Genomic DNA, 17,090 nt, shown 5'->3' with positions numbered 1-17,090 from the left:
GTCGAAGGTGTGCGGTTCAGGTGCCGGTGAGGTGTTCCGGCCGTACGGGGGCCTTGGTCAGCGGCAGACCGGTGGCCTGGCGGATCGCGGCCAGCACCGCCGGGGTCGCCGAGAGTGTGGACGCCTCGCCCACGCCCCGCAGGCCGTACGGCGCGTGCGGGTCGGCCAGTTCGAGCACGTCGACCGGGATGGCCGGGGTGTCGAGGATCGTCGGGATGAGGTAGTCGGTGAACGAGGGGTTCCGCACCCGGCCCGTCCCGGGGTCGACCAGGATCTCCTCCATCACCGCCATGCCCAGGCCCTGCGTCGTGCCGCCCTGGATCTGCCCGACGACGGACAGCGGGTTGAGCGCCCTGCCGACGTCCTGGGCGCAGGCCAGCTCGACGACCTTGACCAGCCCGAGTTCGGTGTCGACCTCGACGACCGCGCGGTGCGCGGCGAACGAGTACTGGACGTGGCCGAAGCCCTGGCCGGTCGCGAGGTCGAACGGCTCGGTCGGCCGGTGCCGGAAGGGCAGTTCGACCTCCACCGGCCGCTCGCCGTCGAGCACGTCGGCCAGGCCGGCGAGGACCTCGCCGCCGTCCGTGACGACCTTGCCGCCCTCCAGCAGCAGTTCGGCCGTCGCCCACGCGGGGTGGTACGTGCCGAGCTTGCGCCGGCCGAGCGCGAGGACCTGCTCGCGCACCGCCGCGCAGGCGTACCGTACCGCGCCGCCCGTCATGTACGTCTGCCGGGAGGCGGAGGTGGAGCCGGCGGAGCCGACCCGGGTGTCGGCCGGCGCGATGACCACCTGCGCGACGCCCAGTTCGGTACGGGCGATCTGCGCCTGCACGGTGATGCCGCCCTGGCCGACCTCGGCCGCCGCGGTGTGCACGGTGGCCACCGGCTCCCCGCCGGCCACCTCCAGCCGTACGCGGGCGGTGGAGAAGTCGTCGAAGCCCTCGGAGAAGCCGACGTTCTTGATGCCGACCGCGTAGCCGACGCCGCGCACGACGCCCTCGCCGTGGGTGGTGTTGGACAGCCCGCCGGGCAGCGCCCGTACGTCCGCGGCGCCGCCGGCGCTCTCCCACTGCCGCTCCGGCGGCAGCGGCCGGGCCTTGACCCGGCGCAGGATCTCCGCGACCGGGGCCGGGGAGTCGACCCGCTGCCCGGTCGGCAGCCGCGAGCCCTGCGACATGGCGTTCAGCTGCCGGAACTCCACCGGGTCCATGCCGACGGCCGCGGCGAGCCGGTCCATCTGCGCCTCGTACGCGAAGCACGCCTGGACGGCGCCGAAGCCGCGCATCGCGCCGCACGGCGGGTTGTTGGTGTACAGCCCGACCGCCTCGATCTCGACGTCCTCGACGACGTACGGGCCGATGGACAGCGACGCGGCGTTGCCGACGACGGCCGCGGTGGTGGAGGCGTACGCACCACCGTCCAGGACGATGCGGCAGCGGGCGTGGGTGATCCGGCCGTCGGCGGTGACGCCGTGCTCGTAGCGGATCCTGGCCGGGTGGCGGTGCACGTGGCCGAAGAAGGACTCGAAGCGGTCGTAGACCATCTTCACCGGCCTGCCGGTGCGCAGCGCCAGCAGGCAGGCATGGATCTGCATCGACAGGTCCTCGCGCCCGCCGAAGGCGCCGCCGACGCCGGAGAGCGTCATGCGCACCTTCTCCTCCGGCAGCCCCAGGACCGGCGCGATCTGCCGCCGGTCGGCGTGCAGCCACTGGGTGGCGACGTACAGGTCGACGCCACCGTCCTCGGCGGGCACCGCGAGACCGGACTCTGGACCCAGGAACGCCTGGTCCTGCATGCCGAACTCGTACTCGCCGGTGACGATGTGGTCGGCCCGGCGGGCCGCCGCGGCGGCGTCGCCGCGGACGATCGGCTGGCGGTGGACGACGTTCGGGTGCGGTACGTGCCGCGCGTGGTCGTCCGCGCGGCCGGGATGCAGGACGGGGGCGCCGGGGGCGAGCGCGGACTCCTCGTCGGTGACGAGCGGCAGCTCCCGCCACTCGACACGGATCTTCGCCGCGGCCCGGCGGGCGGTCTCGGGATGGTCGGCGGCGACCAGCACCACCGGCTCGCCGTGGTGCCGCACCCGGCCGGCGGCGAGCGCCGGGGTGTCGGCGATCTCCAGGCCGTAGTTCTTCTGCCCGGCGGGCAGGTCGTCGTACGTGAGCACGGCGTGGACCCCGGACTGGGCCAGGGCGGCGGACGTGTCGATCTCGACGATCTCGGCGTGCGCGTACGGGGAGCGCAGCGTGTGCCCCCAGATCATGTCCTCGTGCCACAGGTCGGAGGAGTACGCGAACTCCCCGGTGACCTTCAGCGTGCCGTCCGGGCGCGGCGTGGACTCGCCGATCGCGCCGGCGGTCTGCGAACCCTGCGTAAGGCCGGCCGGGATACGGGTGACCTCGGCCATCAGACCCCCTCCCGGCGGGCGGCGGCGAGCCGCACCGCGTCGAGGATCTTCTCGTAGCCGGTGCAGCGGCACAGGTTGCCCGACAGGCCCTCGCGGATGTCGGCGTCAGACGGCGCCATCGGCCAGGGGCAGCGCTCCAGCAGGTCGTCCGCGGCGACCAGCAGCCCCGGGGTGCAGAACCCGCACTGCACGGCGCCGGCGTCGACGAACGCCTGCTGGACCGCCGACAGACCCTCCTCCGCCAGGCCCTCGACGGTGACGACCTCGCGCCCCTCGGCCTGCCCGGCGGCGACCAGGCAGGCGCACACCGGCACGCCGTCCAGACGTACCGTGCACGAGCCGCACTCCCCCTGCTCGCAGGCGTTCTTCGAGCCCGGCAGGCCCATCCGCTCGCGCAGCACGTACAGCAGGCTCTCGCCCTCCCAGACGTCGTCGGCCCGCTGCTCGCGGCCGTTGACGGTGAACGTCACCCGCATCACGCGGCTCCTTCCCTTTTCGTGGGTCCTGCCGCGCCCCGGCGGTACGACTCCCAGGTCCAGCCGAGCGTGCGGCGGGCCATGACGCCGACCGCGTGCCGGCGGTAGCGCGCGCTGCCGCGCACGTCGTCGATGGGGTTGCAGGCTCCGGCCGCCAGCTCGGCGAACTGCCGGGCGAGGGCGGGGGGCAGGGTCCGGCCGCTGTCCCAGAAGCCGCCCTCGGCCAGCGCGGCGGTCAGGAACTCCTCGGCGGCGGCGGCGCGCACGGGGGTGGGCGCGGCCGAGCCGATGCCAGTGCGGACCGTCCGGGTGTCGGGGTGCAGCGCGATGCCGAACGCGCACACCGCGATCACCATCGCGTTGCGCGTGCCGACCTTGGAGAACTCCTGCGGCCCGGTGGCCTTCTTGATGTGCACCCACTTGATCAGCTCGTCGGCGGCGAGCGCGTTGCGCTTGACGCCGGTGAAGAACTCGTCGACCGGGATCCGCCTGCTGCCCCGTACGGACTCCACCTCCACCTCCGCGCCCGCGGCCAGCAGCGCGGGATGCGCGTCGCCCGCCGGGGAGGCGGTGCCGAGGTTGCCGCCGACGCCGCCGCGGTTGCGGATCTGCGGGGAGGCGACGGTGTGCGACGCCCGCGCCAGCCCGGGCAGCGCCGCACCCAGCTCCGCCATGATGCGCGCGTACGGCACGGAGGCGCCCAGCCGCACCGTCTCCGCCCCGGCCTCCCAGTCCTGCAGCTCGGGGATGCGGGTGAGGTCGAGCAGGTACTCCGGGCGGCGGTGGTCGAAGTTGATCTCGACCATGAGGTCCGTGCCGCCCGCGAGGGGCACGGCCGCGGGGTGCTCGGCCTTGGCGGCGAGCGCTTCCTCCCAGCCGGCGGGGCGCAGGAAGTCCATGGATCCTCTCTCGGCTATGCGGTTGCGTTTGTTCTTGAGCTGTTGACGGAACGTGGCCCAAGTACACAGAAACGCCGCCGTCCGGGTGCAGTCACGGAAAACATGAAGCAAGGGGCTGGCCAGAACCCGCACCTTGTAGATTCGAACGAAAGCCGGGGCATCCATTCTGTGCGGGACATCCCGCGACGACCGCCCGGCGGCGTACGCGCACGCGCACGGCGGGCGGCCCGACGCACGACCGACAGCAAGGGAGCGCGCATGAGGCTGCGGGCACTCCTGGACTCCGCGGCGCTGGGGCTGAAGCTGCTCGGCGGCGCGGACGAGCTGGACCGCACGGTGCGGGGCGTGATGACCACGGACCTGACCGACCCCGGCCGCTACCTGTCGGGCGGCGAGCTGGTGCTCACCGGGCTCGCCTGGCGGCACGGCCCGGAGGACTCGGAGCCCTTCGTACGCATCCTGGCCGCGGCCGGCGTCGCCGGGCTGGCGGCGGGCGAGGCGGAGCTGTCCGGGGCCGGGGTGCCGGAGGACCTGGTGCGCGCGTGCGCGCGGCACCGGCTGCCGCTGTTCGCGGTGGACGAGGACGTCGCCTTCGCCACCATCACCGAGCACGTCGTACGGCAGGTCTCCGGCGAGCGGGCCGGCGACCTGGCGGCCGTGGTGGAGCGGCACCGCCGGCTGATGTCGGCCGGGCCCGCGGGCGGCGGCCCCGACGCGGTGCTCGACCTCCTCGGCACCGATCTGGACCTGCGCGCCTGGGTGCTCTCCCCCACCGGCCGGCAGATCGCCGGCACCGTGTCCGGGGCGGCTGGGGGCCGGGTGCCGGCGCTGTCGGCGCAGCCCGCGCTGCCCGCACTGCCCGCGCTGCCCGCGCTGCCCGCGCTGCCCGCGCAGCTGACGGCGCGGCTGGCCGGCGAGCACCTGGCGGCGCGGCGCGGCGGCCGGCCGGGGCCGCACCGGGTGACGCTGCCGGCGGCGGGCGGGAGCGTGACGTACTCGCTGTTCCCGGTCGGCGACGGCGGACGGGACCTACGCGAGACCGTGCTGTCCGACTGGCTGCTGGCGGTGGCGGCGGACGCCGGCGAGTGGCCGCCGGAGCGGCTGGACCTGCTGCGCGGCGTCACGCAGCTGATCGCCGTGGAGCGGGAGCGGCGGGACGCCGCGCGGGCGGTGCGGCGGCGGCTGGCGCAGGAGGTGCTGGAGCTGGTGCAGGCCGGGGCGCAGCCGGCGGAGATCGCGGCCCGGCTGCGGATGGCGGTACCGGTGCTGCTGCCGGGGGTCGGGGCGGCGCCGCAGTGGCAGGTGGTGGTGGCGCGGGTCGAGTGGGAGGTCCCGCAGGGCCAGCCGGGGATCCCGGGCGGGCCGGTGGCGCAGGCGCTGCTGGAGGAGATGTTGACGGGCGCGGACGCGGACGCGGGCGCGGGCGTGGGCGCGGTCCCGGCACCGGGGACGGAGCCGGCAGACCGGATCGCGGTGGCGGCGACCGGCGACGAGGCGGTGGCGCTGGTGCCCCTGCCGGCGCGGGCGGCGGCGCGGCCGGACGCGGCGGAGGCGCCGGAACCGGAAGGTGCGGGCGGCGCGGACGGCGGCCGGAGCACGGCCGGCGCACCGCCGGGCCGCGGGCGCTCCCGCACCGGCCCCGGCGTGACCGCCGACGCCGCGGGGCTGCGCGCCGCGGCGCTGCTCGCCACCGTCCGGGAGCCGCTGGCGCGCGGGCTGGCCGACGACGGCCGGCTCACGCTCGGCGTCAGCGCCGCCGTGCACTCCTCGGAGGGGCTGCGCGGCGCCCTGGAGGAGGCCCGGCACGCCCGCCGCGTCGCCGCCGCCCGGCCGGGCAGCGTGTGCGCGGCGGGCCACGAGGAACTGGCCTCGCACGTACTGCTGCTCCCGTTCGTCCCCGACGACGTACGCCGCGCGTTCACCGCCCGCCTGCTGGACCCGCTGCGCGCGTACGACAACCGCCACCGCGCCGAACTGGTGGAGACCCTGGCCGCGTTCCTCGACTGCGACGGCTCCTGGACCCGCTGCGCGGCCCGCCTCCACCTGCACGTCAACACGCTGCGCTACCGGGTGGGCCGGATCGAGCAGCTGACCGGCCGGGACCTGTCGCGGCTGGAGGACAAACTCGACTTCTTCCTCGCCCTGCGCATGAGCTGACCCCGGAGCCGACCGCCGCTGCCCGCGCCGGACGTTCGTGCGCGAGGCGGCCGGCCCCCGGGCAATCCTTGGCCAAGATCATGTGAAGTCGTTCACGCGGGCCCTTGGTCCAGGGCAGACTTCGTGCTGAGATTCGACTCATTGGGCTGCGTTGTTCCTTGGCTCGACGGCGCGTTGGGGAGGCGAGAGTGGCGGATACCGCCATGGCACGGTCGGAATCGGCGATCTCGGAGGATCCGCTGGAGCGGGCGATCTGGCGGCTGCGCTCGCGTGGCTGCTGGGACGACGCCGCGGCGCTGCTTGAGGACGCCGCCGGGACCGACGCCGAGGCGGCGCAGCGGCGCGCGGCGCTGCTCGTCGAGCAGTGCATGTTCACGGCGGACGGCTGGGAGCGCGCCGAGGATGCCGTGCGCAACGCGGAGGCACTGTCGACCGACGGGGAGAACCGCGGCGTCACGGCGTGCGAGCGGGGCTATCTCGCGTACGCCTCCACCCTCTTCCAGGAGCGCGACCGCTCCGACGAGGCGCGCGCGGCGCTCGGCCGCGCCGCCGCGCTGCTGCCGCCCGCGTCGCCGCACCGGCCGATGCTGGACTTCCGGCGCGGGCTGGTCGCCCAGCACCTGACGAAGAACGCGACGGCGGCGCAGGCGGCGTTCCGCCGCGCCCACACGGGGGCGCTGGAGCGGGACGACCGGCTGCTGTGCTCGTTTACGTGGCGCCATCTGGCCGCGCTCGCGGCCGACGAGGGCGATCTGGCAGAGGCGCGGCGCGGCTTCCGCGAGTCGCTGCGGCTGCGCGAGGAGCTGGGTTACCTGGTCGGTACGGCGCCGGCGCTGATGGCGCTGGCCGACGTGGAGCCGGAGCCGGAGGCGGGCCGGCTGCGGGCGGAGGCGACGCGGCTGGTGCGGCTGCTGGACGGGGTGCCGGCGTGGCTGGCGGAGCAACTGGGCGAGGAGCCGCGGCGGGTCCCGGGGGCGGAGGGCTGACGCGGCGCGGCTGCGGCGGCGGTCCGGCACGGTCGCCGGGCGGCTCGGCGGTTGGACGGCTCGGCGGCTCGGCGGCTCGGCGGTTGGACGGCTCGGCGGCTCGGCGGTTGGACGGCTCGGCGGTCGGGTGGCGCGCGGGGCGCCGGGCCCGTCTCTGTATCACGGTCTCTCCGTCCCGCGGACAGGCGTTTTCCGGCCGTCTTTCGATGCGCGCACGCGCCGCTGCGCCGCTACGCCGCCCCGTCCCGCTCCCGGTGCGCCGCGACGCCCGCGACGACCAGCGCGATACCCGCCGCCTCCGCCGGCCCCGGCACCTGGCCGAGGACCACCACGCCCATCAGCGCCGCCGTCGCCGGCAGCAGCGACAGCATCAGCGCGAACGTCGCCCGCGGCACCCGCGCCATGGCGAGCTGGTCGCACACGTACGGGATCACCGACGAGCACACCCCCACCCCGAACGCCGCCGCCAGCAGCACCGGCGACGTCACCACCGCCGCCGCGTCCGCGACCCCCGCCGGTGCCGCGACGACCGCCGCCACCAGCATCGCGGCGCCGAGCCGCCCCACGCCCGAGGCGCCGCCGTCCGCCGCGAGGCGGTGGCCGAGGACGACGTAGAGCACGAACAGCGCGCAGTTGCCGAACGCCAGCGCCAGGCCGAGCGGTTCGGCGACGAGGTGCACGTCGGTGAGCAGCGCGACGCCCGCGAGCACCAGCGCCAGCGCGGCGAGGTTCCGCCGGGTCCGTACCCCCGCCGCGGCCAGCACCACCGGGCCGAGGAACTCCACCGCTCCGACGGTCCCCAGCGGCAGCCGCTCCAGGGCCAGGTAGAACGTGCAGTTCATGGTGGCGAGCACGGCGCCCATGGCCACCAGCAGCCGCCGCTGGTACGGGGTCGCGGCCCGCCAGTCGCGCCACGGCCGCCGCCAGACGGCGAAGACCAGCGCGGCCGAGGCGATCCGCAGCCAGGCGACGCCGAGCACGTCGAGGCGGGCGAAGAGCAGGACGGCGCACGCCGGGCCGAGGTAGTGGAAGACGGCGGAGGAGACGAGGAACGCCGGCGGCGGCACGCGCTCGGCGGCGAGGGCGAGCCGGCCGGCGGGGGCACCGGCGGCGGGGCTGCGGGGCGGGGAGTCGGCCACGGAGGAATCGTCGCAACGCACACCGCCGTGGACCATGGCGAAGCAGAAAGCACATCGGCCGATCGCTTTCCGCTCCGGGGTACGAAACGGACCACTGCTGTGCGAGGGTGAAGCGATGGACGCACTCGACCGCTCGATCCTCACCGAACTCGACGCCGACCCCCGGCTGTCGACGGCCGAACTGGCCCGGCGCACCGGCGTCTCGGTGCCCACCGCCCGGGAGCGGGTGCGGCGGCTGGAGGAGTCGAGGGTGATCCGCGGGTACCGGCTCGACGTCGACCCGGCGGCGCTGGGCTACCCGGTGGCGGCGTACGTCCGGGTGCGGCCGGGGCCGGGGCAGCTGCCCCGGATCGCCGCGCTGGCGCGGAGCCTGCCGCAGGTCAGCGAGTGCCACCGGATCACCGGAGAGGACTGCTTCCTGCTCAAGGTGCACGCGACGAACCTCGACACCTTCGAAGAAGTCCTCGACCGCTTCCTGCTGCACGGCCAGACCACGACGTCGATCGTCCAGTCCACGCCGGTGCCGCCGCGCACGCCGGGGCTCGGCACGTACGCGGACGAGGACGAGGACGGTGCCGGGTGCCGTAGCGGCTGCGGCTAGGGTTGCCGGGCGTGGACCTCGATGCCGTACGGACCTTCGTCGCCGCCGCCGACACCGGCCAGTTCCAGGAGGCGGCGGCCGAGCTGATGCTGACCCAGCAGGCCGTCTCCAAGCGCATCGCCGGGCTGGAGAAGGCCCTCGGGGTACGGCTGTTCACCCGCACCGCGCGCGGCGCGAAGCTCACCATCGACGGCCAGGCGTTCCAGCCGCACGCCCGCGCCCTGCTGCAGGCCGCGGAGCGGGCCGCGGCCTCGGTACGGCCCGGGAGCCGGGCGCTGCGCGTGGACGTGGTCGGGCGGCGCGTGGCGACCGCCGGGCTGCTGCGCGACTTCCACCGCGCGCACCCGGAGGTCGAGCTGGACGTCGTCACGGTCTACGGCGGTGGGCCGGCGGTGGACGCCGTGCGCGACGGCACGGTCGACGCGACGTTCCGCGCCCTGCCCCCGCCCGGCCGGCGGCTGCCGGACGGCATCGCCGTCGAGCCCGTGCTGTACGAGCCGCTGCAGCTCGTCACCGGTCCCGCGCACGAGTTCGCCGGCGCCCGCTCGGTCACCCCCGGGCAGCTCGCCGGGCGCCGCATCTGGATGCCGGGCAACGCGCCGGGCACCGAGTGGGCCGCGTACTACGACGAGATGGCCGCCGAATTCGGCGTCGGGATCGACGCGGTCGGCCCCGACTTCGGCATCGAGAACCTGCTCGACACGATCGCCGAGTCCGCGACGGTGGGGACCTTCCTCAGCGAACGGACGCCGCTGGTCTGGCCCGTCGACCACGGCCTGTGCCGCATCCCGCTGATCGACCCGACGCCGGTCTACCCGCACCTGCTGCACTGGCACGCGGACAACGCGCACCCCGCGCTCGCCCTGCTGCGCGATCACCTCGCCGCCGCCCGGCCGCGGCACGTGCCCGCGGGCGCCGGCGGGACCTGGGCGCCGGCGTGGTCCCGCTGACCGGCGCCCGTACGCGAGAACCCCGCGCACGCCCGTACAGCGACATCCCGCGACCGCCCCACAGGGCGACGTCCCAGGCGCCGACATCCGGCAGCTCCAGCCGGAAGCGCATCCAGGCCGTTCCCTTGCCGGTGTTTCCGGAGTGTGCCCGCGCCCCGACGGAAGCTCAACTCATCCGTACGCCCGGATCCCAGTCGGCCGGCAGCGCCGCCGGCACGGTGAAGCCGGCGCCCCCGACGGCGACGAACTCCCCCTCGCGCGCGGACTTCTCGATCGCCGCCATGGTCTCCAGCACGTGCTGCGCCAGCTCGCCGGAGGCGCGGTGCGGCTCGCCGGCGGCCAGCGCGCGGGCCATGTCGAGCGCGCCCATGCCGCGGCCCGCGGTGGCGCCCGCCGCGTCGATCTCCCGCCACTCGTCGGAGCCCGTGGGGCGCAGCCGCAGCGTGCCGTCGAAGCGGTTGGGGTCGGGCAGCGCGAGGGTGGCCTCGGTGCCGGTGATCTCCACGAAGCCCTGCCGGTTCAGCGGGGAGTCGAAGCTGACGACCAGCGAGGCGGCCGGGCCCGCGGCGTAGTCGAGCAGCGCGGCGACGTGCGTGGGCACCTCCACCGGGAACTCGGTGCCGGCCTTCGGTCCGGAGCCGATCACCCGGGACGCGCGCGCCTTGCGGGCCACCGCCGCGACCCGCTCGGCCGGCCCGAAGAGCGTCGCCAGGCAGGTCAGGTAGTACGGGCCGATGTCGAACAGCGGCCCGCCGCCGTGCCGGAAGAGGAACTCGGGGCTGGGGTGCCACGACTCCGGGCCGGGGGTCTGCATCAGGGCCAGACCGCTCAGCGGCGCGCCGATCGCGCCGTCGTCGAGCAGCCGGCGCGCGGTCTGCAGCCCGGCGCCGAGGAACGTGTCCGGGGCGCAGCCGAGCCGCACGCCGGCCTCGGCGGCGCGGGCGACGAGCTTGGCGCCGGAGGCGGGGTCGAGGGTCAGCGGCTTCTCGTTCCACACGTGCTTGCCGGCCTCGACGGCCGCCATCGCCACGTCGTGGTGGGCGGCGGGGACGGTGAGGTTGACGACCAGCTCGACGCCGGGGTGGGCGAGGGCGTCCTCGGTCGTGCCGTGCGCCGGTACGCCGTAGGCGGCGGCCTGCGCGGCGGCGCGTTCGGTGTCGAGGTCGGCGCAGAACAGCACCCGCAGGTCGGGGAAGGCGGTGAGGTTCGTCAGGTACTGGTCGCTGATCGTGCCGCAGCCGACCACGGCGACACCGAGGGGTTCCCTGGCGGTCATCGGCGCTTCCCTTCCAGCCAGGCGAGGCTCTCGCCGACGGCGGTGAGCATGTCGGTGGCGCAGCGGTCGAGTTCGACGATGTGCCGGCGGGCGCCCGCGCCGGCGGCGAGCACGGCCTCGACGGGCATCCGGCCGGAGCCGACCGCGGTCATCGGGTCGTCCTTGGTAATCGGCCCGTCCTTGACGTGCAGGTGCGTGACGCGGTCGCCGAGGCGGCCGAGCAGCGCGGGCACGTCCTGGCCGCCGACCGCCGCCCAGTACGTGTCCACCTCGAACTGCACCGGGGCGTCCAGGTCGGCGAGCAGGCCGGCCAGCGCCTCCAGCGCCGGGACGCCGCCGACGTGCTGGGACAGCTCGAACTCGTGGTTGTGGTAGCCGAGCGCGAGATCGTGCCCGGCGGCGCGCTTCGCGGCCTCGGCCAGCTCGCCGGCCACGGCCCGTATCCCGTCGGCGTCGGTGAACCGCTCCGGCGGCAGGTACGGCACGAAGACGGTGTCGGCGCCGACGGTGCGCGCGCCCCGGAAGGCGGCGTCGGCCTGCTCGGGGCCGGCGAGGACGTGCGCGTGCACGGAGCCGGCCGCGAGGCCCGCGGCGTCCAGGTCGGCCCGCAGCGCCTCGGGGTCGGTCAGCACGTCGTAGCACTCGACCTCGCGGTAGCCGAAGCCGGCGAGCGCGGCGAGGGTGCCGGGGCGGTCGGCGGCGATCTCGTCGCGAACGGTGTAGAGCTGCACGCCCAGGGACGGGCTCATGGTCTCCTCCACGATCGTTTTCGACAATTTTTCGCTCACCAGTGACGCTAGAAGCCCGGCCGACCCCCGTCAACACCCTTGACAGGCCGGAACTCGACTTGCACGCTGGCCGAAGTTTTCGAAAAAGGACGTGCCATGCCTCCCGAACAAGCCACCCTCAGTGATATCGCCGCCCGCGCCGGTGTCTCGGTGTCGACCGTCTCCAAGGTCCTGCACGCCCGCACCGACGTCGCCCCCGCCACCCGCGAGCGGATCGCCCGGCTGCTCGCCGACCACGGATACCGGCCGTCGCGCGGCTCCGGCGTCGTCGACCTCGTCATCGGCAGCCTCAACAGCCCGTGGGCGGAAGCGCTGGTCACCGGCGCGGTCGAGGCCGGCGCCGAGGCCGACTGCCGGATCGTCATCGACAGCGTGCCCGACAGCGCGGACGTCCTGCGCCACACCCTGGAGCGCATCATGGCGCGCGGCAGCGACGGCGTCCTGCTCGTCCACCAGATGCCGGCGCCCGAGACCCGGGCGCGGCTGGCGGCCAAGCGCATCCCGCTGGTCGCCATCGACCCGCCGGCGGAGCCGGGCGCGGGCGTGCGCTCCGTGGGCTGCACGAACTGGCAGGGGGGCCTCGCCGCGACCCGCCACCTCATCAAGCTGGGCCACCGCCGCATCGCCACCGTCACCGGGCCGCTCACCGTCTGGTCCGCCCGTGCCCGTTTCGACGGCTACCGCGCGGCGCTGCTGGAGGCCGGGCTGCCGGTCGAGGAGGCGCTGATCCGCAGGGCCGACTTCTTCGCGCCCGACGGCCGGGCCGGGGCGCTGGCGCTGCTCGACCTGCCCGAGCCGCCGACGGCGGTGGTCGCGGCGAACGACGGGCAGGCGTTCGGCGTGCTGCAGGGGCTGGCGGAACGGGGGCTGCGGGCGCCGGCGGACGTGAGCGTCACCGGCTTCGACGACACTCCGGTGGCCGCGTGGGCGGCGCCGCCGCTGACCACCGTCGTACAGCCGCTGGAGGCGATGGCGGCGACGGCGTTCCGGATGCTCCGGCTGCACGGCGAGGGCGGGGCGGCGCAGCCGGAGCAGGTGGAGCTGGCGACGACGCTGACGGTGCGCGAGTCCACGGGCCCGCCGCGGGCCGGCTGAGCGCCGCGGGGCCCGCACCCGCGCCGCCACCGCCCCGTACGCCCCCGCACTCCCGCACGTCCCGCACGCGCCCGCCCTCCCCCGCGCTCCCGCACGTCCTGCGTGTCCCGTACGTCCCGCCCGCCCGGACGCCGCCGGCGGTCCCGCAACGCCGCCGCGGCCGAACCGTACTCCCCCGACTCCGCCCACCCGCCCGCACTCGCAACGGCACCGCCGTCACGACCGACTGGAGCACCGACATGGCCCTGTTCGACATGCCCCTCGACGCACTGCGCGACTACCGCCCCGAGCGCGACGAACCCGCCGACTTCGACGACTTCTGGACGCGCACCCTCGCCGAGGCGGAGTCCGCGGCGGGCGGCCTCGCCCCGGAGTTCCGCCCGTACCCGACGGACCTGACGGCGGTCGACGTCCTCGACGTGTCCTTCGCCGGCTGGGGCGGCCACCGGATATCCGCCTGGCTCGTCCTGCCCCGGGGCGCCGACGGGCCCGTGCCGTGCGTCATGCACTACATCGGCTACGGCGGCGGGCGCGGGCTGCCGCACGACCACCTGTTCTGGCCCGCCGCCGGCCGCGCCGTCCTCGTCGTCGACACCCGCGGCCAGGGCGCCGCCCACCGGAACAACGCCGGCTCCACCCCCGACCCGTACGGCACGGGCAACGCGCAGACCCCCGGTTTCATGACGCGCGGCGTGCTCGACCCGGAGGAGTACTACTACCGCCGGGTCTTCACCGACGCCGTGCGCGCCGTCGGCGCCGCCGCCGCGCACCCGGCGGTGGACGGCGAGCGGATCGCGGTGAGCGGCGGCAGCCAGGGCGGCGCGATCGCCACGGCGGTCGCGGGGCTGCACCCGGGGGTGGCGGCGGCGATGATCGACGTGCCGTTCCTCAACCACTTCCGCCGGGCGGTCACGATCACCGACCGGAACCCGTACCAGGAGCTGGTCCTGTACCTGGCCACCCAGCGGGGCGCGGACGAGCGGGTGTTCCGGACGCTGTCGTACTTCGACGGCCTCAACTTCGCGGTGCGGGCGCGGGTGCCCGCGCTGTACTCGGTGGCGCTGATGGACGAGGTGTGCCCGCCGTCGACGGTCTTCGCGTCGTACAACCACTGGGGCGGGCCGAAGGACATCGAGGTCTACCCGTGGAACGGCCACGAGGGCGGCGGGAACGAGCACCGGGTGGCGTCGCTGGCCTGGCTGGGGCGGGTCTAGGGAACCCCGCGGGGGCAGGTCTAGGACGCCCGGCGGGGGCGCACCACCCCACGGTCTCCCGGCCGTACGCCCCGTCAGGGCCGCTCCGGGGCGCCGAGCAGCTCCCGCAGCACCGCCTCCGCCGCCGCCGTGTCGCCCGCCGCCAGCGCGTCGACCAGCGCCTGCCGGCGGGCCTGCGGCACCGCCGGGGGGCGCGCCCGGGCCCGCAGTTCGCCCGCCACGCGGACCAGTTGGCGGTTACCGGAGAGGGCCACCAGCGCCTCGTGGAACTCCGCGTCGTCCGCCGCGAGCCGGCTCAGGGCCACCCAGCGCTCCGGCGGCAGCCCGGCCGCGAGCCGGTGCAGCAGCGGTACGAGGAGCAGCGCCCGCACCTCCGCCAGCTCGGCCAGGTCGCGCGCGCTGGGCGCGAGCACCCGGAAGCCGCGGTTGGGCAGTATCTCCACCGCGCCCTCCGCGGCGAGTTGCTGCATGGCCTCACGCACCGGCGTCGCCGAGACGCCGAACCGCTCGCCGAGCGCGGGCGCGGAGTGCACCTCGCCGGGCCGCAGTTCGCCGCCGAGGACCGCGGTGCGCAGCGCGTCGAGCACCTGGTCGCGTACGGAGTGCCGGCGCACCCGGGACCGGGCGCGGGGGTTGCGTATCGCCGCCGGCGTGTGCGCCGTCTGCCCCGCCTCGTCCACTCTTTCTCCCGATTCACCACAGAAATACGCCCCTTTGGGGGACCGCCGCGCCACACAGTAACCCGGTGCCCCTTGCCTACCTCGGGATCAAGCCGGTTAAGGTTAGGCTTACCTGAACCCGCCGACGGGTCGGGAACACACCACGCCCCGCCGAGCCCAGGGTGGTCACCGCACCGATGTCCGCACCCGCAGCGCCCCAGCCGCTCGACGACGCCGGCCGCCCGCGCGCCCGGCGCGCCGGCACGCCGGTCACCGCGGCGTACGCGCGGCTCACCGAGGTCCTGCCGTTCCTGGCCGTCACCGAACTCGGCCCCGCGGAGCCGCTGCCGACCGGGCCCGGCTGGGTGGCCGCCGCGGACCTCGCCGCGGGCGGCGAGGTCCTCGACGACTTCCTCGCCTGGGACGCCGAGCAGGTCCGCCGCGACTACGGCGAGGACGCCCGCCCCGACGTCGTGGCCAGCTTCGGCCTGCACCGCTACGCCTGGTCCGCCTGCCTGCTGGTCACCGTCCCCTGGTTCCTGCTGCGCCGGGTGCCCCGGCTCCCGGTGGACACCGTGGCGCTGCACCGCAACGCGGACGGCAGCCGCACCCGCGCCGCCGCCCGCGGCAGCGGGTTCGCCTGCCTGCCGGACGACCCGGCCGCCGGCCTGCCCGGCGCCCGCGTCGTCGCCGGCGAGGAGGCGCTGCGCGCCGAGGTGCGAGGCGCCGTGGCCGAGCATCTGGAGCCGGTGCTCGCCGCGTTCGGGCCGCGGATGCGCCGCGGGCCGCGCGCCCTGTGGGGGATGGCGACGGACGAGATCGTCGAGGGGCTCTGGTACCTGGGCGAACTCCTGGGCGAGGAGGAGCGCGCGATGGCCGAGGCCACACGGCTCCTCCCCGGGAACGGCGCCGGGAACGGCGCCGGGAACGGCCCCGGGAACGGACCCGCCACGGCCCCGTACGCCGGCGGCGCCGCCTTCCGCACCCTCACCGGGCCGGCGGGGCAGCCCCTGGCCACTCGGGACCGGGCGAGCTGCTGCATGTACTACACGCTGCGGCCGGACGACACCTGCGTCACCTGCCCCCGCACCTGCGACACGGAGCGCGTCGCCCGCCTCGTCGCAAGCACTTAGCCCGCAAGCCACCCGTTTGAGTGGCTGATTTCGTTTCCTCCGGAATCGCCGTGCAGTTCCGCGAGTATCGGTGCCCGAACCACGACTCACGAGTCACGAGTCACATGGCGAGGCAAGGGACATCCGATGGGATTCAACGGGATACCGCTGAGCTGGGCCCTCCCGGCCGCCGTGCTGCTGCTCGGCGTGCTCGCGGCCGTCGCCGTCGTCGTACGCGGCCGGCAGAAGGCCGGCGAGCCCGCCGACTCCTGGGAGGCCGGCGAGCAGCGCCGCCGCCGCAAGGAGGCCATGTACGGGACGCTGGCGTACGTCCTGCTCTTCTGCTGCGCCGCGGTCGCCGCCGCGCTCTCCTTCCACGGCCTGGTCGGCTTCGGCCGGCAGAACCTCGGCCTGTCCGGCGGCTGGGAGTACCTGGTCCCGTTCGGGCTCGACGGCGCCGCCATGTTCTGCTCGGTCATCGCCGTACGCGAGGCCAGCAACGGCGACGCGGCGCTCGGCTCCCGGCTGCTGGTGTGGACGTTCGCGGGCGCGGCGGCCTGGTTCAACTGGGTGCACGCGCCGCGCGGCGCCGGGCACGCGGGCGCGCCGCAGTTCTTCGCGGGCATGTCGCTGTCCGCCGCGGTGCTCTTCGACCGGGCGCTGAAGCAGACCCGCCGGGCGGCGCTGCGCGAGCAGGGGCTCGTACCGCGGCCGCTGCCGCAGATCCGGTTCGTACGCTGGCTGCGGGCGCCACGCGAGACGTTCCGGGCGTGGTCGCTGATGCTCCTCGAAGGCGTACGCACCCTCGACGAGGCGGTCGACGAGGTGCGGCAGGACAGCCGGGACGAGGCGCGCCGGCGGGCCGAGGAGCGCGAGCAGGCCCGGCTGGAGCGGGTCCGGCTCAAGGCGCTCGGCAAGCACCACCGCGCGCTGGCCCCGGGCGAGCTGACCGCGGCGCGCGCCGAGCCGGCGGTGGCGCTGACGCCGGAGCCGGTCCCGGAGGCGGCGGCGCAGCTGCCGCTGCGGTCCCGGCCGGCGGTCGGCCTCGGGCGGCCGGCCACGGAGCAGGCGGGCGGGACACCGCCCGCGCAGCCCGCCGCGAAGCCGGCCACCCAGCGTGCCGCGCGGCCCGTCGTACAGGACGACGAACTGGCGGCCCCGCTGGACACCCTGGAGCAGAAGCTCAGGGCCATGGAGAACCAGCTCCGCTGACGGTGTTCCTCCAGGGCCCGGGGAGGTGGGTCCGGGCCACGCTGTGCCTGCGCATCTTCCAGGCGTCTCTGGTGTACATCAACACCCTCGTGCTCCAGGACGTCCTCGCCGAACCCGCG

15 protein-coding genes are annotated in these 17,090 nt (G+C 75.7%); 8 read left to right on the top strand and 7 right to left on the bottom strand.

Annotated features, from left to right (window positions below; genetic code table 11):
• Positions 1–16 precede the first annotated feature (16 nt).
• The 3 genes from pucD to T328_RS02005 are packed head-to-tail and all read right to left on the bottom strand — an operon-like array spanning position 17 to position 3,782.
• A complete protein-coding gene (gene pucD / locus T328_RS02015) occupies positions 17–2,407 on the bottom strand; it encodes a xanthine dehydrogenase subunit D (protein WP_496494034.1) in 2,391 nt (796 codons plus the stop codon).
• On the bottom strand, positions 2,407–2,883 hold the full coding sequence (locus T328_RS02010; RefSeq protein WP_496494033.1) for a (2Fe-2S)-binding protein: 477 nt from the start codon (positions 2,881–2,883) through the stop codon (positions 2,407–2,409). Before T328_RS02010 ends, pucD begins: the two co-directional genes overlap by 1 nt.
• Entirely contained in the window at positions 2,883–3,782 is a 900-nt protein-coding gene (locus tag T328_RS02005; protein WP_496494032.1) for an FAD binding domain-containing protein, read from the bottom strand. The genes T328_RS02010 and T328_RS02005 overlap by 1 nt, the downstream gene beginning before the upstream one ends.
• Before the next feature lie 258 nt (positions 3,783–4,040).
• Between T328_RS02005 and T328_RS02000 the strand changes: the two genes are divergently transcribed.
• Together T328_RS02000 and T328_RS01995 are read left to right on the top strand one after the other, a co-directional pair.
• On the top strand, positions 4,041–5,939 hold the full coding sequence (locus T328_RS02000; protein WP_496494031.1) for a PucR family transcriptional regulator: 1,899 nt from the start codon (positions 4,041–4,043) through the stop codon (positions 5,937–5,939).
• 203 nt (positions 5,940–6,142) lie between these two features.
• Complete coding sequence (locus T328_RS01995; RefSeq protein WP_496494030.1) at positions 6,143–6,925, top strand: hypothetical protein; 783 nt, start codon at positions 6,143–6,145, stop codon at positions 6,923–6,925.
• A 230-nt stretch (positions 6,926–7,155) separates the two neighbouring features.
• Here the strand turns inward: T328_RS01995 and T328_RS01990 are convergent, their stop codons facing one another.
• Positions 7,156–8,064, bottom strand: coding sequence for an EamA family transporter (locus T328_RS01990; RefSeq protein ID WP_496494029.1), 909 nt, complete (start codon positions 8,062–8,064; stop codon positions 7,156–7,158).
• Between the two features lie 115 nt (positions 8,065–8,179).
• Here T328_RS01990 and T328_RS01985 point away from each other — a divergent pair, with 115 nt between their 5' ends.
• Together T328_RS01985 and T328_RS01980 are read left to right on the top strand one after the other, a co-directional pair.
• Positions 8,180–8,665, top strand: a complete 486-nt coding sequence (locus tag T328_RS01985) for an Lrp/AsnC family transcriptional regulator (protein ID WP_496494028.1) — start codon at positions 8,180–8,182, stop codon at positions 8,663–8,665.
• 11 nt (positions 8,666–8,676) lie between these two features.
• Positions 8,677–9,615 (top strand): LysR family transcriptional regulator, encoded by a 939-nt coding sequence (locus T328_RS01980; protein WP_496494027.1) that lies wholly within the window; start codon positions 8,677–8,679, stop codon positions 9,613–9,615.
• A 166-nt stretch (positions 9,616–9,781) separates the two neighbouring features.
• Here T328_RS01980 and T328_RS01975 read toward each other — a convergent pair whose 3' ends face one another.
• Both T328_RS01975 and T328_RS01970 read right to left on the bottom strand, forming a co-directional pair.
• The gene (locus tag T328_RS01975) at positions 9,782–10,891 is read right to left on the bottom strand and encodes a Gfo/Idh/MocA family protein (protein WP_496494026.1); all 1,110 of its coding nucleotides are present in this window, start codon (positions 10,889–10,891) and stop codon (positions 9,782–9,784) included.
• A complete protein-coding gene (locus T328_RS01970; RefSeq protein WP_496494025.1) occupies positions 10,888–11,640 on the bottom strand; it encodes a sugar phosphate isomerase/epimerase family protein in 753 nt (250 codons plus the stop codon). Before T328_RS01970 ends, T328_RS01975 begins: the two co-directional genes overlap by 4 nt.
• A 135-nt stretch (positions 11,641–11,775) precedes the next feature.
• Here T328_RS01970 and T328_RS01965 point away from each other — a divergent pair, with 135 nt between their 5' ends.
• Together T328_RS01965 and T328_RS01960 are read left to right on the top strand one after the other, a co-directional pair.
• On the top strand, positions 11,776–12,774 hold the full coding sequence (locus T328_RS01965) for a LacI family DNA-binding transcriptional regulator (RefSeq protein WP_496494024.1): 999 nt from the start codon (positions 11,776–11,778) through the stop codon (positions 12,772–12,774).
• 239 nt (positions 12,775–13,013) lie between these two features.
• A complete protein-coding gene (locus T328_RS01960; RefSeq protein ID WP_496494023.1) occupies positions 13,014–13,988 on the top strand; it encodes an acetylxylan esterase in 975 nt (324 codons plus the stop codon).
• 74 nt (positions 13,989–14,062) lie between these two features.
• On the opposite strand, the gene T328_RS01955 is transcribed toward T328_RS01960, so the two are convergent.
• Complete coding sequence (locus tag T328_RS01955; protein WP_496494022.1) at positions 14,063–14,668, bottom strand: GntR family transcriptional regulator; 606 nt, start codon at positions 14,666–14,668, stop codon at positions 14,063–14,065.
• A 176-nt stretch (positions 14,669–14,844) separates the two neighbouring features.
• Between T328_RS01955 and T328_RS01950 the strand changes: the two genes are divergently transcribed.
• Together T328_RS01950 and T328_RS01945 are read left to right on the top strand one after the other, a co-directional pair.
• Positions 14,845–15,780: a (2Fe-2S)-binding protein gene (locus T328_RS01950; RefSeq protein WP_496494021.1), complete on the top strand. Its 936-nt coding sequence runs from the start codon at positions 14,845–14,847 to the stop codon at positions 15,778–15,780.
• Between the two features lie 126 nt (positions 15,781–15,906).
• Positions 15,907–16,971, top strand: a complete 1,065-nt coding sequence (locus T328_RS01945; RefSeq protein WP_496494020.1) for a DUF2637 domain-containing protein — start codon at positions 15,907–15,909, stop codon at positions 16,969–16,971.
• Positions 16,972–17,090 lie beyond the last annotated feature (119 nt).

Source organism: Streptomyces sp. CNX435 (genome assembly GCF_059570575.1).
This window is presented reverse-complemented; position numbering and strand designations above follow the sequence as displayed.

What these genes read in the sequence shown, in the direction of transcription:
- pucD (WP_496494034.1), bottom strand. Translation starts at nt 2,407, where the DNA reads ATGGCCGAGGTCACCCGTATCCCGGCCGGCCTTACGCAGGGTTCGCAG.
- T328_RS02010 (WP_496494033.1), bottom strand. Translation starts at nt 2,883, where the DNA reads ATGCGGGTGACGTTCACCGTCAACGGCCGCGAGCAGCGGGCCGACGAC.
- T328_RS02005 (WP_496494032.1), bottom strand. Translation starts at nt 3,782, where the DNA reads ATGGACTTCCTGCGCCCCGCCGGCTGGGAGGAAGCGCTCGCCGCCAAG.
- T328_RS02000 (WP_496494031.1), top strand. Translation starts at nt 4,041, where the DNA reads ATGAGGCTGCGGGCACTCCTGGACTCCGCGGCGCTGGGGCTGAAGCTG.
- T328_RS01995 (WP_496494030.1), top strand. Translation starts at nt 6,143, where the DNA reads ATGGCACGGTCGGAATCGGCGATCTCGGAGGATCCGCTGGAGCGGGCG.
- T328_RS01985 (WP_496494028.1), top strand. Translation starts at nt 8,180, where the DNA reads ATGGACGCACTCGACCGCTCGATCCTCACCGAACTCGACGCCGACCCC.
- T328_RS01975 (WP_496494026.1), bottom strand. Translation starts at nt 10,891, where the DNA reads ATGACCGCCAGGGAACCCCTCGGTGTCGCCGTGGTCGGCTGCGGCACG.
- T328_RS01970 (WP_496494025.1), bottom strand. Translation starts at nt 11,640, where the DNA reads ATGAGCCCGTCCCTGGGCGTGCAGCTCTACACCGTTCGCGACGAGATC.
- T328_RS01965 (WP_496494024.1), top strand. Translation starts at nt 11,776, where the DNA reads ATGCCTCCCGAACAAGCCACCCTCAGTGATATCGCCGCCCGCGCCGGT.
- T328_RS01960 (WP_496494023.1), top strand. Translation starts at nt 13,014, where the DNA reads ATGGCCCTGTTCGACATGCCCCTCGACGCACTGCGCGACTACCGCCCC.
- T328_RS01950 (WP_496494021.1), top strand. Translation starts at nt 14,845, where the DNA reads ATGTCCGCACCCGCAGCGCCCCAGCCGCTCGACGACGCCGGCCGCCCG.
- T328_RS01945 (WP_496494020.1), top strand. Translation starts at nt 15,907, where the DNA reads ATGGGATTCAACGGGATACCGCTGAGCTGGGCCCTCCCGGCCGCCGTG.